Origin of the sequence: Apilactobacillus bombintestini, from assembly GCF_003627035.1 — a bacterium.
In the GTDB taxonomy this organism is placed as follows: domain Bacteria; phylum Bacillota; class Bacilli; order Lactobacillales; family Lactobacillaceae; genus Apilactobacillus; species Apilactobacillus bombintestini.
In genome coordinates this window covers 918,988-936,071 of the sequence record NZ_CP032626.1, presented here as the reverse complement: position 1 = coordinate 936,071, position 17,084 = coordinate 918,988, and the positions used below count along the sequence as shown (strand labels likewise).

Below are 17,084 nucleotides of genomic sequence, written 5' to 3'. Positions count from 1 at the left end.
GGGAGTTGTTTTTTATGGAAACAAAAATATATAAAGCAAACGAAATTGATGCTGCTGCCCAGGATATTGTGGACGGAAAATTAGTTTCATTTCCAACAGAAACAGTTTACGGATTAGGAGCTGACGCTACTAATGAATCAGCAGTTAAACAAGTTTATGCTGCTAAGGGAAGACCTAGTGATAATCCTTTGATTGTTCACGTTGATGGCCCAGAAATGGTTAAGACTTATGCACAACCATTATCTGCAGAAGCACAAAAGTTATTGGATACTTTTTGGCCTGGTCCTTTGACTATTATTTTTAATTTGAAGCCAAATGTCTTATCTAAGACAGTGACTGGTGGATTGGATACTGCTGCATTTAGAAATCCTAATAACCAAGTTACATTATCATTAATTAGAAAAGCAGGTGTACCTATTGTAGGACCATCTGCTAATACTTCAGGAAAGCCAAGTCCAACTATTGCTGAACACGTATACCATGACTTAAATGGTAAAATTTCTGGTATTTTGGATGATGGTGAATGCCAATATGGTGTTGAATCAACTGTACTAGATATGTCTACTGATCAACCAGCTATTTTACGTCCAGGTGCCATTTCAGCAGAACAAATTGAAAAAGTTATTAACAAACCAGTATTAGACCAACGAGTTAAGGTTGCTGATAGCCAAGTTCCTAAGGCTCCAGGTATGAAGTACAAACACTATGCACCTAATGCTCAAGTTTATGTAGTGGATTCTCCAGATGATTGGAAAGATGCTGCTGAATGGGCCAAAAAACAAGATCACAATGTAGGTGTTATGGCTGTTGATGATGAATTAAAGTCTATCGATTGGCCTGACAATGTTGAAACTTATTCATTAGGAAATGATGTTTTAACAGCAAGTCACGCATTGTTTGCTGGTTTAAGATATTTTGACAATGACTCCACTGTAAAATCAATTTTTGCACAAGGCTTTGCAACTAATGGTATTGGTGAAGCATACATGAACCGTTTGAATAAATCAGCAGGTCAAAAACACTTTAAAGCCTAAAACTCTTAAATTGAAAGGGAGTCTTATCCTATGAAATATGATTATTTAAAAAAAGACCCAGAACTATGGGATGCTATTAATGGAGAAAAAAGACGCCAAGAAGAAACAATTGAATTAATTGCGTCAGAAAATATTGCATCTAATGCGGTTAGAGACGCACAAGGTTCAGTATTGACTAACAAGTATGCTGAAGGTTATCCACATAAAAGATATTATGGTGGTTGCGAATTTGTGGATAAAACTGAAGCACTTGCAATTGAACGTGCCAAAAAATTATTTGGTGCTGAATATGTAAACGTGCAACCACATTCTGGCTCACAAGCTAATCAAGCTGTTTATGCAGCTTTTCTAAAGCCTGGTGACAAAATCTTAGGGATGGATCTTAACGCCGGAGGACATTTATCTCACGGTGCTAAGGTAAACTTTTCTGGAAAAATCTATAAATCATATTCATATGGATTAGATCCCCAAACTGAAAGATTAGATTATGACAATGTTTTAGAGATAGCAAAAGAAGTTAAGCCTCAATTAATTGTTGCTGGTGCATCAGCATATAGTCGAATTATCGATTGGAATCGTTTTAGAGATATTGCTGATGAAGTAGGAGCATATTTAATGGTTGATATGGCTCATATCGCAGGTTTAGTAGCTACTGGATTACATCCAAGTCCAATTGGTATAGCTGATGTGGTAACTACTACTACTCACAAAACTTTACGTGGTCCACGTGGAGGAATGATTCTTTCACAAGAAAAATATGCTAAAAAGATTGCTTCTGCACTTTTCCCAGGTTCACAAGGTGGTCCTTTAGAACATGTTATTGCAGCCAAAGCCGCTTGCTTCTTTGAAGATTTACAACCATCTTTTAAAGAATATAGTGAACAAGTAATTAAGAATGCAGCAGCAATGGCTGATGAATTTAATCAAAGCGACAATATAAAAGTAGTATCTGGCGGAACTGATAATCATTTAATGGTATTAGATTTAACAGACACACCATTAAACGGAAAAGAAACACAAAAATTATTAGATTCATTGAAAATTACAACTAATAAGGAAGCTATTCCTAATGAACAACTTAGTCCCTTTGTAACTAGTGGATTGAGAATAGGTACACCAGCAATCACATCTAGAGGGTTTGGTGAAAAAGATTCACGTAAAGTTGCAAAAATGATAATAAAAGCAATTAACAATTACGACGATGAGTCCGTATTAAATGAGATTAAAGAAGAAGTTGCAAAATTAACTCAATCACATCCAATTTTTGATTAGGAGATGCTTATCATGGGAAAATTTGAAGTAATGAATCATCCATTAATTCAACATAAGTTGACAATAATTCGTGATAAAAATTGTGGAACTAGAGAATTTAGAGAAGTAGTCAATGAAATTGCTACTTTATTAGCCTTTGAAGTTTCTAGAGATATGCCTTTAGAAGATGTTGATGTAGAAACTCCTGAAGGTACTGCACATGCAAAGCAATTATCTGGAAAGAAAGTTGCAGTAGTTCCCATTTTACGTGCCGGTATGGGCATGGTTGACGGTATCTTAGATTTGATTCCTGCTGCTAAAGTAGGTCATATCGGAATGTATAGGGATGAAAAAACTTTTGAACCCCATGAGTATTTTGTAAAACTACCTAACGATATTAATAAACGTCAAATATTTGTCGTAGATCCTATGTTAGCTACTGGTGGATCAGCTATCATGGCTATTGATGCATTAGTAAAACGTGGGGTAGATGAAAGTAATATCAAATTCGTCTGTTTAGTGGCAGCTCCAGAAGGAGTTAAGAATTTAAGAAAAGCACATCCAGGTCTTGACATTTTCGCGGCAGCGTTAGATGACCATTTGGAAAACGGTTACATTGTTCCAGGACTAGGAGATGCCGGGGATCGCTTATTTGGCACTAAGTAGACTAAAAAAGGCATTGAATGGTATCAGTGCCTTTTTTATTTATTCATAACAAATTCCTAAAAACAGTTATACAAAAATAGTAATTTGTAAAGTAAAAAAAGAAAAATATTGATAATTTTGTTTAAAACATTATTTTATTTTGAAATAAAAACCGAATGGTGGTAATATTTGAATGTATTTTGAAACACAAATACATCATCTTAAGAGTAAAAACTATCATTAGTGTTCAAATTAATGAATAGTGTACTTAGGTTGTGAAAGGGGTGATAATCTGTGAATGATCCAGTATCCACATTTAAGTTATTTGGATTAACCTTTAACATTGGGAATATGGTATCAGTTACTGTAGCTGCTATTTTTGTATTCTTACTTGTATTTATTTGTTCAAGAGGATTACAACTTATTCCTTCAGGAAAGCAAAACTTTCTTGAAATGATTGTAGATTTTACCAATGGAATAGTGAAAACTTCTGTAGAAGGTTCTGAAGCTAATGCTTACGGAATTTATGCATTTGTTTTATTCCTATTTATTTTTATCTCCAATCAAATGGGGTTATTCATCCAAGTTGCTTACAATGGGGTCTCTTACGTTAAGAGTCCAACGTCAGATCCAATCGTTACATTAACATTGGCTGCTATCACGTTGGCATTGGCTCACTTTTCAGGAGTTTCAAAACTTGGCTTTAAAAAGTACTTTGCAAGTACTTATTTGAAACCATTTAAGTTATGGTTACCATTGAATGTTTTTGAAGAGTTAGCAAACTTTCTAACTCTTGGATTGCGTCTATATGGTAATATTTTCGCAGGTGAATTACTTCTTGGCATGCTTTCCAGTCTTGCATTTAAGTTTGGAATATTGAGTTTTATTCCTAGTGCATTAGTTGCAATGCTATGGGAAGGTTTCTCAATGTTTATTGGAAGTGTTCAAGCATTCGTATTCGTAACCTTGACATTTGTATACATTTCTCAAAAGGTACAACCTGAGGAATAATTTTAATTATTTAAGGAGGATTTACCATGGGTGTAATTGCTGCTGGTATCGCCATGGCTGGTGCCGCTATTGGTGCTGGTATCGGTGATGGTATCGTTATTTCTAAATTTATCGAAGGAATGGCTAGACAACCAGAAATGACTGGTCAATTAAGAACTAACATGTTTATTGGTGTTGGTTTGGTCGAAGCTTTACCTATTATTTCATTAGTTCTATCATTCGTATACATGGCTAAGTAATAATAAAGATAAAGTAATTCTTCAATCACAATTAAGGAGGTGTCAATAGATGCTTTCACATTCATTATTGCCAAATGTCGCTATGACTGATGGTGGTGGATTGTATTACGGTAATATGATCTTTACAGCCCTTGTATTCATTATTTTGATTGCGTTAATCATGCACTTTGCATGGAAACCATTATCAGAAACTATGAAGAAGCGTGCTGATAAGATTGCCGACGACATTAATTCTGCAGAAAAATCACGTCAAGATGCTGAAGACTTAGCAAAACAACGTGAACAAGCTTTATCTAAGTCTAGAGAAGATGCTACTGACATTATTAATAATGCTAAACAATCTGCTCAAGTACAAAGTGATAAGATTATTTCATCTGCAAAAAATGATGTACAAAGTATGAAGACTACTGCTCAAAAAGACATTGAACAAGAACGTCAAGATGCTTTGTCAAACACCAAAAATGATGTGGCAAATTTATCTATTGAAATTGCTTCTAAGATCATTCAAAAAGAATTAAAAGCTGACGATCAAAAGGCATTGATTGATTCTTATATTGAAGGGTTGGGGAAGCAAAATGCTAGATAAAATCACATTCGCAAAACGTTATTCTAAAGCACTATTTGAAGTGCTAGAAGAACAAAATCAAGTTGAAGATGGCTACGAAGAATTATTATCAATTAAAAAAGTTTTTGATGATAATCCAGGACTAGGCCAAGCTTTAACTGATGTAAGCTTTCCAGAAGACAAAAAAGAAAGTTTAATCAAACCTTTGATTGACCATTCCCAAGTTGAATGTATTAAGAACTTATTAAAAGTATTATTAGGTTCAAATAATATTGATGAATTGACTATGATTGTGGAAGAATTTGAACATGATTATGATGAAAAGAATAAGATTGTTCATGCAGACGCCATTTCTGTAGTCCCTTTGTCAGATGAACAAAAGGAAAGCCTTACTAAGACCTTTAAAGATCGAGTAGGGGCAAACAAAGTTATTTTAAATAACAAAGTTGATCAAAGTTTAATCGGTGGTGTAGTTCTAAAATCATCGAACGTTATTTATGATGGAAGTATCAAGACAAAGATTGCTCAAGTTAAGAAACTTCTATTGAGTTAATAACAATATCTATCAAAGAGGTGAAACTTTTATGAGCATTAATGCTGAAGAAATCAGTGCTCTAATCAAGCAACAATTATCTGGCTACGAAGATAACCTTGATGTTCAAGAAACAGGGGTTGTAACTTACGTAGGTGATGGTGTTGCTCGTGCTCATGGATTAGATAATGCGTTGTCTGGTGAGTTACTTGAGTTCGAAAACGGAATTTATGGTATGGCTCAAAACCTTGAAAGTAACGATGTAGGTATTGTTGTTTTAGGTGACTGTACTCACATTAGTGAAGGAGATACCATTAAACGTACCGGTAAAATCATGGAAGTTCCTGTAGGGGAAGACATGATTGGTAGAACTATTAATTCATTAGGACAACCTATTGACGGTAAAGGTGATATCAAGACTGAATCATCTCGTCCTATTGAAAAAAAGGCTCCAGGAATTATGGACAGACAAAGTGTTTCTGAACCATTACAAACTGGTATTAAATCAATTGATGCGTTAGTTCCAATTGGCCGTGGCCAACGTGAATTAATCATCGGTGATAGAAAAACAGGTAAGACTTCAATCGCTGTAGATACTATCTTGAACCAAAAGGATCAAGACATGATTTGTATCTATGTCGCAATTGGACAAAAAGACTCAACTGTACGTTCACAAGTTTCAACACTAGAAAAGTACGGTGCAATGGATTACACAATTGTATTGTCAGCCGGTCCTTCTGAACCAGCTCCATTACTATACATTGCTCCATACGCTGGTGCTGCTATTGGTGAATACTTTATGAGTCAAGGTAAGCATGTTTTAATCGTATATGACGATTTAACAAAACAAGCTAACGCTTACCGTGAATTATCACTTATTCTACGTAGACCTCCAGGTCGTGAAGCATATCCTGGTGATATCTTCTACACCCACTCACGTCTACTAGAACGTGCTGCTAAGTTATCAGACAAATTAGGTGGCGGTTCAATGACTGCTCTACCAATTGTTGAAACTCAAGCAGGTGATGTTTCTGCATACATTCCAACCAACGTAATTTCAATTACTGACGGTCAAATTTTCTTAAATTCTGACATGTTCTATTCAGGAACTCGTCCAGCTATTGATGCCGGTACATCTGTATCTCGTGTTGGTGGAGATGCTCAAATTAAAGCAATGAAACAAGTTGCTGGTACTTTACGTCTTGACTTAGCTTCATATCATGAACTACAAGCATTTGCTCAATTTGGTTCTGATCTTGATGATGCTACTCAAGCTAAATTAAACCGTGGTGCTCGTACTGAAGAAGTATTAAAACAACCTCTTCATGCTCCACTACCAGTTGAAAAACAAGTACTTATCTTATACAGTTTGACACACGGTTACCTAGATAAGGTTGCTGTTGACGACATTAGTCGTTATCAAACTGAACTATTCAACTTCTTTGATGCTTCACACCGTGACTTACTAGACGAAATTGTTAAGACTGGTAAGTTACCAGAAGGCGATGATTTAGATAAGGCAGTTGCTGAATTTACTAAATCATTCGTACCAAGTAAGCAAGAAGAAGAAGAAAATAACTAGCTTGAAGGATGGTGAGAACTAATGGCTGAATCTATTAATGATGTTAAACATCGTATTGCATCAACTAGAAATACACGTCAAATTACTACTGCTATGCAAATGGTTTCAACTGCTAAGTTAAACCGTATTCAAAAGCATACCAGTAATTATGAGGAATATGTTTCTCGTGTTAAAGCTGTTGTAATGCATTTAGCTCAGTCTCATTTGTTAGACAATATTGATTCCTCAAGTAATGCAGGCGCCAAGAAATCTGGTAAAACTGCATATCTAGTTATTACATCTGATCGTGGAATGGTAGGAAGTTACAATAGTAATGTAATTAGAGAAACTAATAACTTTATTGAAGCTCATACTCCAAATCCTGACGATTACATGATTTTAGCTGTAGGTGGAAACGGTGCTGACTTTTATAAGAATCGTGATGTAAACGTTGCTTATGAATATCGTGGTGTTTCTGATATTCCTACATTTGCTGAAGTTCAAGAAATCGTTAAGACTGCAAACACTATGTTTGAAGATGGTGTGTTCGATAAGTTATATGTTTGCTATACACACTTTGTAAATAGAATTTCTTCAACTTTTAGAGCTGAAAAAATGCTTCCTATGGATAGCGAAGCGTTTGAAGAAGATTCAAGCAAGGATGTAAAGGCACAAGAAATTAGTGCTGAATATGAAATTGAACCTGATGAATCTGCTGTATTGAAGGTTGTATTACCACAATATGCACAAAGTTTAGTATTCGGAGCTATTTTAGATGCTAAGACTGCTGAACATTCATCCAGTTCAACTGCTATGCAATCTGCATCTGATAATGCATCAGATCTTATTTCCAGATTGGAATTACAATATAATCGTGCAAGACAAGCTGCTATTACCACTGAAATTACTGAAATTGTTGGTGGTCAAGAAGCTTTGAAGCATTAATATGATGGGAGGAATTAACGAAAATGAGTACTGGTAAGATTATTCAAGTTATTGGACCAGTCGTTGACGTTGAATTCCCAACGGACGCTAAATTACCTGATATTAATACTGCACTTAGAGTTAAAAAAGATGACGGTAGCGTTTTAGTTACAGAAGTTACTCTTGAACTTGGAGACGGTGTAGTAAGAACAATCGCCATGGACGGAACTGACGGTTTACGTCGTGGAATGGAAGTTGAAAATACTCAAGCTCCTATTTCAGTTCCTGTTGGTGAAAACACATTAGGTCGTGTATTTAACGTTCTTGGTGAACCAATTGATGGTGGTCCTGAATTTGGTGACGACGCTGAACGTTGGCCAATTCACAGACAAGCTCCAGCTTATGATCAATTAAATCCATCAGCTGAAATCCTTGAAACCGGTATTAAAGTTATCGATTTATTAGCACCATATGTTCGTGGTGGTAAAGTTGGATTATTTGGTGGTGCCGGAGTTGGTAAAACTGTTTTAATTCAAGAATTAATTCACAATATTGCTCAAGGTCATAACGGTATCTCAGTATTCACCGGTGTTGGTGAACGTACTCGTGAAGGTAACGATATGTACTTTGAAATGAAAGGTTCAGGTGTCTTGGACAAGACAGCCATGGTATATGGTCAAATGAACGAGCCACCTGGTGCACGTATGCGTGTTGCTTTAACTGGTTTGACTATTGCGGAATACTTCCGTGATGAAGTTGGTACCGATGTTCTATTATTCATCGATAACATCTTTAGATTTACTCAAGCTGGTACTGAAGTTTCCGCATTGCTTGGTCGTATTCCATCAGCCGTAGGTTACCAACCTACATTAGCTACTGAAATGGGTCAATTGCAAGAACGTATCACTTCTACTAAGAATGGTGCTATTACTTCAATTCAAGCCGTTTATGTTCCAGCTGATGACTATACCGACCCTGCTCCAGCTACTACTTTCGCGCACTTGGATGCAACTACTAACTTGGAACGTTCATTAACTCAACAAGGTATCTACCCAGCCGTTGATCCATTAGCATCAACTTCTACTGCTCTAGATCCTGCTATTGTTGGTGAAGAACATTACAAGGTTGCAACTGAAGTACAACAAGTATTACAAAGATATCACGAACTACAAGATATCATTTCTATCTTAGGTATGGATGAATTATCTGACGAAGAAAAGACTATCGTGGGTCGTGCTCGTCGTATTCAATTCTTCTTATCACAAAGCTTTAGTGTTGCTGAACAATTTACTGGTTTACCTGGTAAATATGTTCCAGTTGATAAGACTGTTGAAAGCTTTAAGGCCATCTTAGATGGTAAATACGATGATCTTCCTGAAGACGCATTCAGAAACTGTGGTCCTATTGAAGACGTTGTAGAAAAAGCTAAAAAGATGAAGCAATCTGCAAACAACTAAGGAGGGTTCTAATTGGCTGATAACAATTCAGTATTAACCGTTAGTATCGTTACTCCTGATGGTAAGGTATATGAACGTGAGGACGCACGTTTAGTCATTGTTAGAACTAAAAGTGGTCAATTAGGAATTATGCCTAATCATGTTCCCGTAATCGCTTCATTAGAAGTTGACGAAGTAAAAGTTAAATCCGGTGAAGAAGTTGATGAAATTGCCGTTAATGGTGGTTTCGTTGAATTCTCAAACAATAACTTAACTGTTATTGCAGATAGTGCTGAAAAGCAAAATGATATTGATGTTGATCGTGCATCTGCTGCTCGTGATCGTGCTCAAAAAGCATTGGAACAAGCTAGAGAAAAGCATGATAATCAAGAAATCTTGAGAAATCAAGTTGCTTTGAAGAGAGCTATTAACCGTATCCATGTTGCAAAACATTAGATATTAAAAGGTCTGCCGTATGGCAGGCCTTTTTTTACATAAAAGTACTTAGTACATGACGTATGAACGAATTATTCAAAAGACAAATTATAAATTTTATGGTATAGTTGCAATAAAAGAATGGAGATATTATGGTTTTGTCAAATATAAATTCTTTTTTAGATTTAATAGTTCAATTATTCTTTATTGGACTAGCTTTTTGGTGTCTAAATGATATTCATTTAGAAAAATATGTAAGAATGCATGTTAACCAATTTAGAATATTGATAATTTTGTTATCAATTGTTTTGGGATACATTCCCGGTTCATTCTTTATTTGGATAATAAACTTAACAATAAATCATTAATAAAAATAAACTTACTGGAGGGGTACCAGTGGATAAGATAATTATTGAGGGAGGCAAAAAGCTTTCCGGTAATGTCCACATTGAAGGTGCAAAAAATGCTGTTTTGCCAATTATGGCATCAGCTATTTTAGCTGATAATGGAGAAACGATTTTAAGTAATGTTCCATTATTGTCCGATGTGTATACTATGGAATCAGTTTTGCGTTTTTTAAACATGGACGTGGAATTTAATACAAATGAAAATAAAATGACATTAGACGCAAGTAGAGATATATCTTATGAAGCACCACTTGAATATGTTTCTAAGATGCGTGCATCTATTGTAGTTATGGGACCATTATTGGCACGATTAGGTCATGCAAAAGTTGCTTTACCTGGTGGATGTGCTATTGGTTCTCGTCCCATTGATATTCACTTAAAAGGATTTGAAGCATTAGGAGCAAGAATTGATCAACATGATGGATTCGTTGAAGCTTTTGCTGATGATGGCTTAAAAGGTGCTAATATTTATATGGATTTTCCAAGTGTAGGAGCTACACAAAACATTATGATGGCTGCCACTTTAGCTAAAGGTGAAACTACTATTGAGAATGTAGCTAGAGAACCAGAAATAGTTGATCTTGCAAACATTTTAAATGCAATGGGCGCTAAGGTATCCGGTGCTGGAACAAGTAAGATTACAATCAAAGGTGTTTCTAGTTTACATGGAACTAAGCATTGTGTTTTACAAGACCGTATTGAAGCGGGAACCTTTATGGTGGCTGCTGCTTTAACCAAGGGAAATGTTTTAGTAGAAAATGCTGAATCTGTTTATAACGAACCATTAATCGCTAAATTGAAAGAAATGGGCGTTACAGTTAAGCAAGAAGAAAATGGAATTCTTGTTATTGGACCTGAAAAATTGAAACCAGTAGATGTTAAAACATTGCCATATCCTGGTTTTCCAACTGATATGCAACCACAAATGACAGTGCTTCAATTGGCATCTGAAGGTAGTAGCTTGCTAACAGAAACTGTTTTTGAAAATCGTTTCATGCATTTAGATGAATTAGCAAGAATGAATGCTAAATTCAGAATTAATGGAAGAAGTGTAGTTCTAAATGGGCCAACTAAATTTAGTGGTGCAGAAGTTGCTGCCACTGATTTAAGAGCAGCGGCCGCATTAGTTTTAGCAGGATTAGTAGCTAAAGGAATTACTACTGTTAGAAACTTAAAATATTTAGATCGTGGTTATTATGATTTTCATGTGAAGTTAGCTAAATTAGGTGCTAATATAAAGAGAGTAAACATGAAAGATAATGATGAAATTTCTATTAATAAATCTTATCAAAATTAATTCAGTTAAAGACTATATGATATAATATGTAACATATGAGTTCAGGAGGAAAAATAAAATGGTAAAAGATATCGGCATTGATTTGGGAACTGCTAACGTTTTGATTTACGTAACTGGTAAAGGAATCGTTTTAAATGAACCTTCAGTAGTTGCCGTTGATGTTAAAACTAATAAAGTATTAGCGGTAGGCTCTGAAGCATATCGCATGGTTGGTAGAACTCCAAGTAACATTCGTGCTATTAGACCACTTAAAGATGGTGTAATTTCTGATTTTGATGTTACTGAAAAAATGTTAACTTACTTTATTAATAAATTAAGTGTTAAAGGTTTCATGTCAAAGCCAAAGACTATGATTTGTGCACCAACAAACATTACAAATATTGAAAGAAAAGCAATTATTCAAGCTGCTGAAAAATCTGGCGGTGGAAAGGTTTACTTAGAAGAAGAACCAAAAGTTGCTGCCATTGGTGCTGGAATGAATATTTTCCAACCACGTGGAAACATGGTTATTGATATGGGTGGTGGAACATCTGATATCGCTGTTCTATCACTAGGTGATATTGTAGCAAGTAAATCTATTCGTGTTGCTGGTGATGTTATGAATACTGAAATTGTTTCATACATTAAGGACAAACATAACCTAATCATTGGTGAACATACAGCTGAAAAGATTAAGATTACCATTGGTACAGCCGATAAGGAAGATACTGATGGAAAAGAAATGGAAGTACGTGGTAGAGATGCCATTGGTGGTATGCCTAGATCAATTACTCTAAAGAGTACTGAAGTACAAGAAGCAATTAGCGATACTGTTAAGCAAATTGTTGATGCTGCCAAGGATGTGTTAGAAGTAGTACCTCCTGAATTAGCTTCTGATATTGTTGATAGAGGAATTATGTTAACAGGTGGTGGTGCCTTACTTAAGGGTATTGATCATGCTATTTCTAAGGAATTAACTGTTCCAGTATTAATTTCAGAAAGTCCTTTAGACAATGTTGCTAAGGGTGCTGGTGCATTATTAGAACATATTAATAAGCAAGAAAAATAAAAGTAAGAATTAGCGTGAGAAGTGTTAATATGGGAAAAATATTTATATATATGGTTGTAGGATATAAAAAACTTATATCACCGATATTTCCACCTTCTTGTCGTTATTATCCTACTTGTTCAACTTATATGATCGATGCTATCAGGAAACATGGAGCTTTCTTAGGCCTAATTATGGGTCTTGGAAGAATCTTTCGTTGTCATCCTTTCATAAGAGGTGGATATGATCCAGTTCCTGATCATTTTACTATTTTTAGAAATAAGAAGGCGTCTGAAAGATATCGTCGTTCTATAAATTTAAAGTAGTCGATCAAAATGTGATTCGACTACTTTTATTTTTGGAGGAAGTTATGTCAAAAGGAAAAAAGAATATTGAAGTAAAATTAGATACTAAAAAAATTAACGGTGTTGAATGCGAAACTTTAACTGTTGGAAGAAATGAAGTTGGTTTTGTAAGACCCACTGAAAATGGTAAATTTGAAGCCATTTTTGATGGTGATAATACATTTAAAGTTAAAAGCATGGATGAAGGAATTGAATTACTAATTAGTCAATATAACCTTCACAAAGGCTAAAATTATATAGAGGTGATTTGCAATGTTTAATAGTGAAAACGACAGCAATGATTCTCGTTTAGATTGGACAATTATCATTTGTGTAGTACTTTTAGCCTTGATAGGGGTAGGCTCCATTTTTATTGCCGTATCTCATGATTCTTATGCTGGAACTATTGTAAAACAAATGATTACACAATTAGTTTGGTATACCATCGGAACGGTTGCCATAATAATTATTATGCAATTTGATTCTGAACAGCTATGGAAGGTTGCACCTATAATTTATTGGGGAGCATTGCTACTATTAGCGTCGTTAATGGTGCTATATAGTAGATATTACTTTGCTCAAACTGGTGCTAAAAGTTGGTTCCAATTTGGTCCTTTAACGTTTCAACCAGCTGAAATAATGAAACCTGCCTTTGTAGTAATGATAGCTAGAGTAATAGTAGAACATAATCGTAATTATGCCATTCATACATTTAAATCAGATTTTATTTTGTTAGGTAAAATGATTTTATGGACATTACCAATTTGTGTACTTCTTAAACTAGAAAAAGATTTTGGTACTATGTTGGTATTTATAGCTATTCTAGGTGGATTAATCATCGTATCTGGAATAACATGGCGCATTATTGTTCCAGCTATCGCAGCTTTTTCTGCAATTGGCGGAACTGCATTGATTCTAGTTATTACTGATGGCGGACGTAAAATACTAGAATCACTAGGATTTGAATCATATCAATTTGATCGTGTTAACGATTGGTTGGATCCTTCTAATCCAGAAAATTTAAATGGTTCTGGTTATCAATTGTGGCAAAGTATTAAAGCTGTTGGATCAGGTGGATTTAAAGGTACTGGTTTCAACGTTTCTCATGTGTATGTACCGGTTAGAGAATCTGATATGATTTTCTCTGTTATCGGTGAAAATTTTGGTTTCATTGGTGGATTAGTTCTTATCGGTATTTATTTCATTTTAATTTATCGTATGATTAAAGTAACTTTTGAAACTAAGAATATTTATTATGCATACATTTCTACTGGTATTATTATGATGATTTTATTCCATGTTTTTGAAAATATTGGAATGAGTATCGGATTGTTACCATTGACTGGTATTCCATTACCATTTGTAAGTCAAGGTGGTTCAGCGCTGATTGGAAATATGATTGGAATTGGTCTGATAATGTCTATGCAATTCCATAACTATGGATATATGTTCAGTTCCAGTCGAGATTTTTCATAGCATATTAATTGACATGTAAAAAAATTGATTGTATACTTTTTTCAATCGATTATAAGATGAGTAAATAATTAGTATGTAATAAAGAGAGCCCTGTATATGCTGAAAAAGGGATGCAGAAAATTATTGAATATGGTCTTATGTACAAATCTGTTAGTGAGTTTAAAGATTAGCTAACAATGTCTAGCAAACATTATATTGCTTGAGTATATTATGTACTTATGAGGTCAGCATCGTGAGGTGTTGATGAATAAAGGTGGTAACACGTAAGCTTTTCGTCCTTTACTGTGAAAACAGTATGACGGAAAGCTTTTTTATTTTAGAAAGCGGGGAGAAAGCGTTGATTAAGTTTAAGAATGTTTATAAGAAATATAAACTTGATAAAAGTATATTAACTGCCGTTAAAGACGTTAATTTAGAGGTTAACGACGGTGAAATATATGGAATTATTGGTTATTCAGGTGCTGGTAAGAGTACTTTAGTTAGAATGTTGGATGGATTAGAGGCTCCCACTTCTGGATCTATTGAAATAAATGGTAAAGACATTGCTAAATTAAGTAGTAAAGCACTTCGTGAACAAAGAAAAAAGGTAGGAATGATTTTCCAACACTTTAATTTACTATGGTCACGTACTATTCAAGAAAATGTTGAACTACCTTTAGAAATTGCTGGTGTGGATAAAAAGAAGAGAAAAGAAAAAGCAGCTAAGTTAGTTGATTTAGTTGGTTTAAAGGGTCGTGAAAATGACTATCCTTCTGAATTATCTGGTGGACAAAAGCAACGTGTAGGTATTGCTAGAGCATTAGCTAATGATCCTGAAATCTTAATTTCTGATGAAGCTACTAGTGCTTTGGATCCACAAACTACTGATGAAATTTTGGATTTATTATTAGAAATTAACAAGAAGCTTAACTTAACCATCTTATTGATTACTCACGAAATGCACGCAATTAGAAAAGTTGCAGAAAAAGTGGCAGTAATGCAAGAAGGACAAGTTGTAGAAACTGGGGATGTTTATGATATCTTCCAAAACCCACAACAAGAAATTACTAAACGCTTCGTAAACGAAGATGATACACCAAATGCTAATGAACTTAACATGACAGTTGACGAATTGATTCGTAATTATCCAAATGGAATGGTTGTTAAGTTAACATTTAAAGGAAATCAATCACAAGAACCAGTAGTTTCTTCTATGGTACGTGAATTTGATTCATTAGAATTAAGTATTATTGAAGGAAGTATTCATCAAACTCAAGGTGGTTCTATTGGTTCATTAATTATTCAATTATTGGGTACTAGTGACGATCAAAACAAAGCATTAGACTACTTGAAGGCATTAAATATAGAAACTGAGGTGATCAGCCGTGGCTAGTCAAGGAATTCAATCATATTTTCAATTTAATAATGTTAACTGGAGTGCAATGAGACAAGCTACTTGGGAAACAATTTGGATGACAGCATTGTCTATGATAATCGTTGCTGTCCTAGGAATTGTTTTAGGTTTATTACTATTTGAAAGTAGAAATAAATCAGGAATTATTTGGAAAGTAGTAAACTGGATTGTTTCATTCTTAGTAAACGTATTTAGATCAATACCATTTATTATCTTAATTGTATTGTTACTTCCATTTACTAAGGATTTAGTTGGAACTATTATCGGACCTAAAGCAGCTATTCCTTCTCTAGTTATTTCTGCAGCACCATTCTATGCAAGAATGGTAGAAGCTGACTTTAGAGAAGTGGATACTGGGGTTATTGAAGCAGTTAAATCTATGGGTGGTACTAATTGGGATGTAATCTTTAAGGTATTATTACCAGAAAGTACTCCTGCATTAATCGCTGGTGCAACAGTTACTGCTATTTCATTAATTTCATACACTGCTATGGCTGGTGCTATCGGTTCTGGTGGTTTAGGATACTTAGCATATCTAGATGGTTTCCAATCCAATAACAATACTGTTACTCTTGTTGCTACTGTTATTATCCTAATCATTGTTTTAATTGTACAAACTGTAGGAGACCTATTAGTAAAGAAAATTGACAAACGTACGCTATAAGGAGGATTTACAATGAAGAAAATATTGTCCTTTGGTGGCTTAATTGTGTTGTTTGTAGTTTTATTATTACTAGGTCCTGGTAATTATAAAGCAAAGAATACCATAAGAATTGGAGCTTCCAATCTTCCACATGCTGAAATATTACGTCATATTGAGCCAGAATTAAGAAAAAAGGGTATTAAATTAGATATTGTTACTTTCCAAGATTATGTTTTACCTAACCGTGCATTAGCTGGAAAACAATTAGATGCTAACTATTTCCAAACAGTTCCATTCTTAAATCAATGGAATCATGAATATGATGGCCATTTAGTTAACGTAGGAGCCGTTCATTTGGAACCTATTGGTATTTACTCTAAAAAAGCTAAAAAGCTTTCTGACTTGAAAAATGGCGCTCATATTTTAGTAAGTAGTAACGCACCAGATTATGGAAGAATTATTCAATTGTTTGAACAACAAGGATTAATTAAAATCAAGAAGGGTGTAGACATTACCCAATCTAATTTTAGTGATATTACCTATAATCCTAAACATTTAGTTTTCCAAACTGGTTATGAACCTAAAATTATGCCATTGATCTTTAATAATGGTGAAGGTGATGCAGTAGCCATTAATTCTAACTATGCAGTTCAAGGTGGATTACAACCTGACAAACAAGCCATTGCTTTACAAAAGGCATCTAAGAATTCACCATATAATAATATTGTGGCTGTTAGAAATGGTAGTCAAAACCGTAAAGATATTAAAGAACTAGTTAAAGTTCTACAATCTAAATCAACACAACAATGGATTAAGCGACACTATAAAGGTGCTGTATTACCTGTTGAAAATTAAAAAAATCAA

Annotated in this window: 20 protein-coding genes; all 20 read left to right on the top strand. The window is 34.6% G+C overall.

The window, feature by feature from the left end; translation table 11 throughout:
- Positions 1 to 14: 14 nt before the first annotated feature.
- The 20 genes from D7I45_RS04680 (at position 15) to D7I45_RS04585 (ending at position 17,075) form a co-directional block, all read left to right on the top strand.
- On the top strand, positions 15 to 1,034 hold the full coding sequence (locus D7I45_RS04680; protein ID WP_120784577.1) for an L-threonylcarbamoyladenylate synthase: 1,020 nt from the start codon (positions 15 to 17) through the stop codon (positions 1,032 to 1,034).
- A 30-nt stretch (positions 1,035 to 1,064) separates the two neighbouring features.
- Positions 1,065 to 2,306: a serine hydroxymethyltransferase gene (gene glyA / locus D7I45_RS04675; RefSeq protein WP_120784576.1), complete on the top strand. Its 1,242-nt coding sequence runs from the start codon at positions 1,065 to 1,067 to the stop codon at positions 2,304 to 2,306.
- 12 nt (positions 2,307 to 2,318) lie between these two features.
- A complete protein-coding gene (gene upp / locus D7I45_RS04670) occupies positions 2,319 to 2,951 on the top strand; it encodes a uracil phosphoribosyltransferase (protein WP_120784575.1) in 633 nt (210 codons plus the stop codon).
- A 273-nt stretch (positions 2,952 to 3,224) separates the two neighbouring features.
- Complete coding sequence (atpB, locus tag D7I45_RS04665) at positions 3,225 to 3,941, top strand: F0F1 ATP synthase subunit A (RefSeq protein WP_120784574.1); 717 nt, start codon at positions 3,225 to 3,227, stop codon at positions 3,939 to 3,941.
- A 26-nt stretch (positions 3,942 to 3,967) separates the two neighbouring features.
- Positions 3,968 to 4,180 carry a F0F1 ATP synthase subunit C gene (atpE, locus tag D7I45_RS04660; RefSeq protein WP_120784573.1) on the top strand — a complete coding sequence of 71 codons (213 nt, stop codon included), beginning with the start codon at positions 3,968 to 3,970 and terminating at the stop codon, positions 4,178 to 4,180.
- 49 nt (positions 4,181 to 4,229) lie between these two features.
- Positions 4,230 to 4,766 (top strand): F0F1 ATP synthase subunit B, encoded by a 537-nt coding sequence (atpF, locus tag D7I45_RS04655; RefSeq protein WP_120784572.1) that lies wholly within the window; start codon positions 4,230 to 4,232, stop codon positions 4,764 to 4,766.
- On the top strand, positions 4,756 to 5,298 hold the full coding sequence (gene atpH / locus D7I45_RS04650; protein WP_120784571.1) for an ATP synthase F1 subunit delta: 543 nt from the start codon (positions 4,756 to 4,758) through the stop codon (positions 5,296 to 5,298). Before atpF ends, atpH begins: the two co-directional genes overlap by 11 nt.
- Before the next feature lie 31 nt (positions 5,299 to 5,329).
- On the top strand, positions 5,330 to 6,859 hold the full coding sequence (gene atpA, locus D7I45_RS04645) for a F0F1 ATP synthase subunit alpha (protein WP_120784570.1): 1,530 nt from the start codon (positions 5,330 to 5,332) through the stop codon (positions 6,857 to 6,859).
- A gap of 21 nt (positions 6,860 to 6,880) precedes the next feature.
- Positions 6,881 to 7,783, top strand: a complete 903-nt coding sequence (locus D7I45_RS04640; RefSeq protein ID WP_120784569.1) for a F0F1 ATP synthase subunit gamma — start codon at positions 6,881 to 6,883, stop codon at positions 7,781 to 7,783.
- A 23-nt stretch (positions 7,784 to 7,806) separates the two neighbouring features.
- Positions 7,807 to 9,219 (top strand): F0F1 ATP synthase subunit beta, encoded by a 1,413-nt coding sequence (atpD, locus tag D7I45_RS04635; RefSeq protein ID WP_120784568.1) that lies wholly within the window; start codon positions 7,807 to 7,809, stop codon positions 9,217 to 9,219.
- Between the two features lie 12 nt (positions 9,220 to 9,231).
- Positions 9,232 to 9,654: a F0F1 ATP synthase subunit epsilon gene (locus tag D7I45_RS04630; RefSeq protein ID WP_120784567.1), complete on the top strand. Its 423-nt coding sequence runs from the start codon at positions 9,232 to 9,234 to the stop codon at positions 9,652 to 9,654.
- Positions 9,655 to 9,791: 137 nt separating this feature from the next.
- The gene (locus D7I45_RS04625; RefSeq protein ID WP_162924096.1) at positions 9,792 to 10,001 is read left to right on the top strand and encodes a DUF1146 family protein; all 210 of its coding nucleotides are present in this window, start codon (positions 9,792 to 9,794) and stop codon (positions 9,999 to 10,001) included.
- Positions 10,002 to 10,029: 28 nt separating this feature from the next.
- Positions 10,030 to 11,337 (top strand): UDP-N-acetylglucosamine 1-carboxyvinyltransferase, encoded by a 1,308-nt coding sequence (gene murA, locus D7I45_RS04620; RefSeq protein ID WP_120784565.1) that lies wholly within the window; start codon positions 10,030 to 10,032, stop codon positions 11,335 to 11,337.
- A 58-nt stretch (positions 11,338 to 11,395) separates the two neighbouring features.
- Positions 11,396 to 12,385: a rod shape-determining protein gene (gene mreB, locus D7I45_RS04615; RefSeq protein WP_120784564.1), complete on the top strand. Its 990-nt coding sequence runs from the start codon at positions 11,396 to 11,398 to the stop codon at positions 12,383 to 12,385.
- A gap of 29 nt (positions 12,386 to 12,414) precedes the next feature.
- Entirely contained in the window at positions 12,415 to 12,690 is a 276-nt protein-coding gene (yidD, locus tag D7I45_RS04610; RefSeq protein WP_120784563.1) for a membrane protein insertion efficiency factor YidD, read from the top strand.
- A 44-nt stretch (positions 12,691 to 12,734) separates the two neighbouring features.
- On the top strand, positions 12,735 to 12,959 hold the full coding sequence (locus D7I45_RS04605) for a DUF2969 domain-containing protein (protein WP_120784562.1): 225 nt from the start codon (positions 12,735 to 12,737) through the stop codon (positions 12,957 to 12,959).
- 22 nt (positions 12,960 to 12,981) lie between these two features.
- The gene (locus tag D7I45_RS04600) at positions 12,982 to 14,184 is read left to right on the top strand and encodes an FtsW/RodA/SpoVE family cell cycle protein (protein WP_120784561.1); all 1,203 of its coding nucleotides are present in this window, start codon (positions 12,982 to 12,984) and stop codon (positions 14,182 to 14,184) included.
- A 337-nt stretch (positions 14,185 to 14,521) separates the two neighbouring features.
- Complete coding sequence (locus D7I45_RS04595) at positions 14,522 to 15,556, top strand: methionine ABC transporter ATP-binding protein (RefSeq protein ID WP_120784560.1); 1,035 nt, start codon at positions 14,522 to 14,524, stop codon at positions 15,554 to 15,556.
- Positions 15,557 to 15,605: 49 nt separating this feature from the next.
- Entirely contained in the window at positions 15,606 to 16,241 is a 636-nt protein-coding gene (locus D7I45_RS04590) for a methionine ABC transporter permease (RefSeq protein ID WP_120784888.1), read from the top strand.
- 12 nt (positions 16,242 to 16,253) lie between these two features.
- Entirely contained in the window at positions 16,254 to 17,075 is an 822-nt protein-coding gene (locus tag D7I45_RS04585; RefSeq protein WP_120784559.1) for a MetQ/NlpA family ABC transporter substrate-binding protein, read from the top strand.
- Positions 17,076 to 17,084 lie beyond the last annotated feature (9 nt).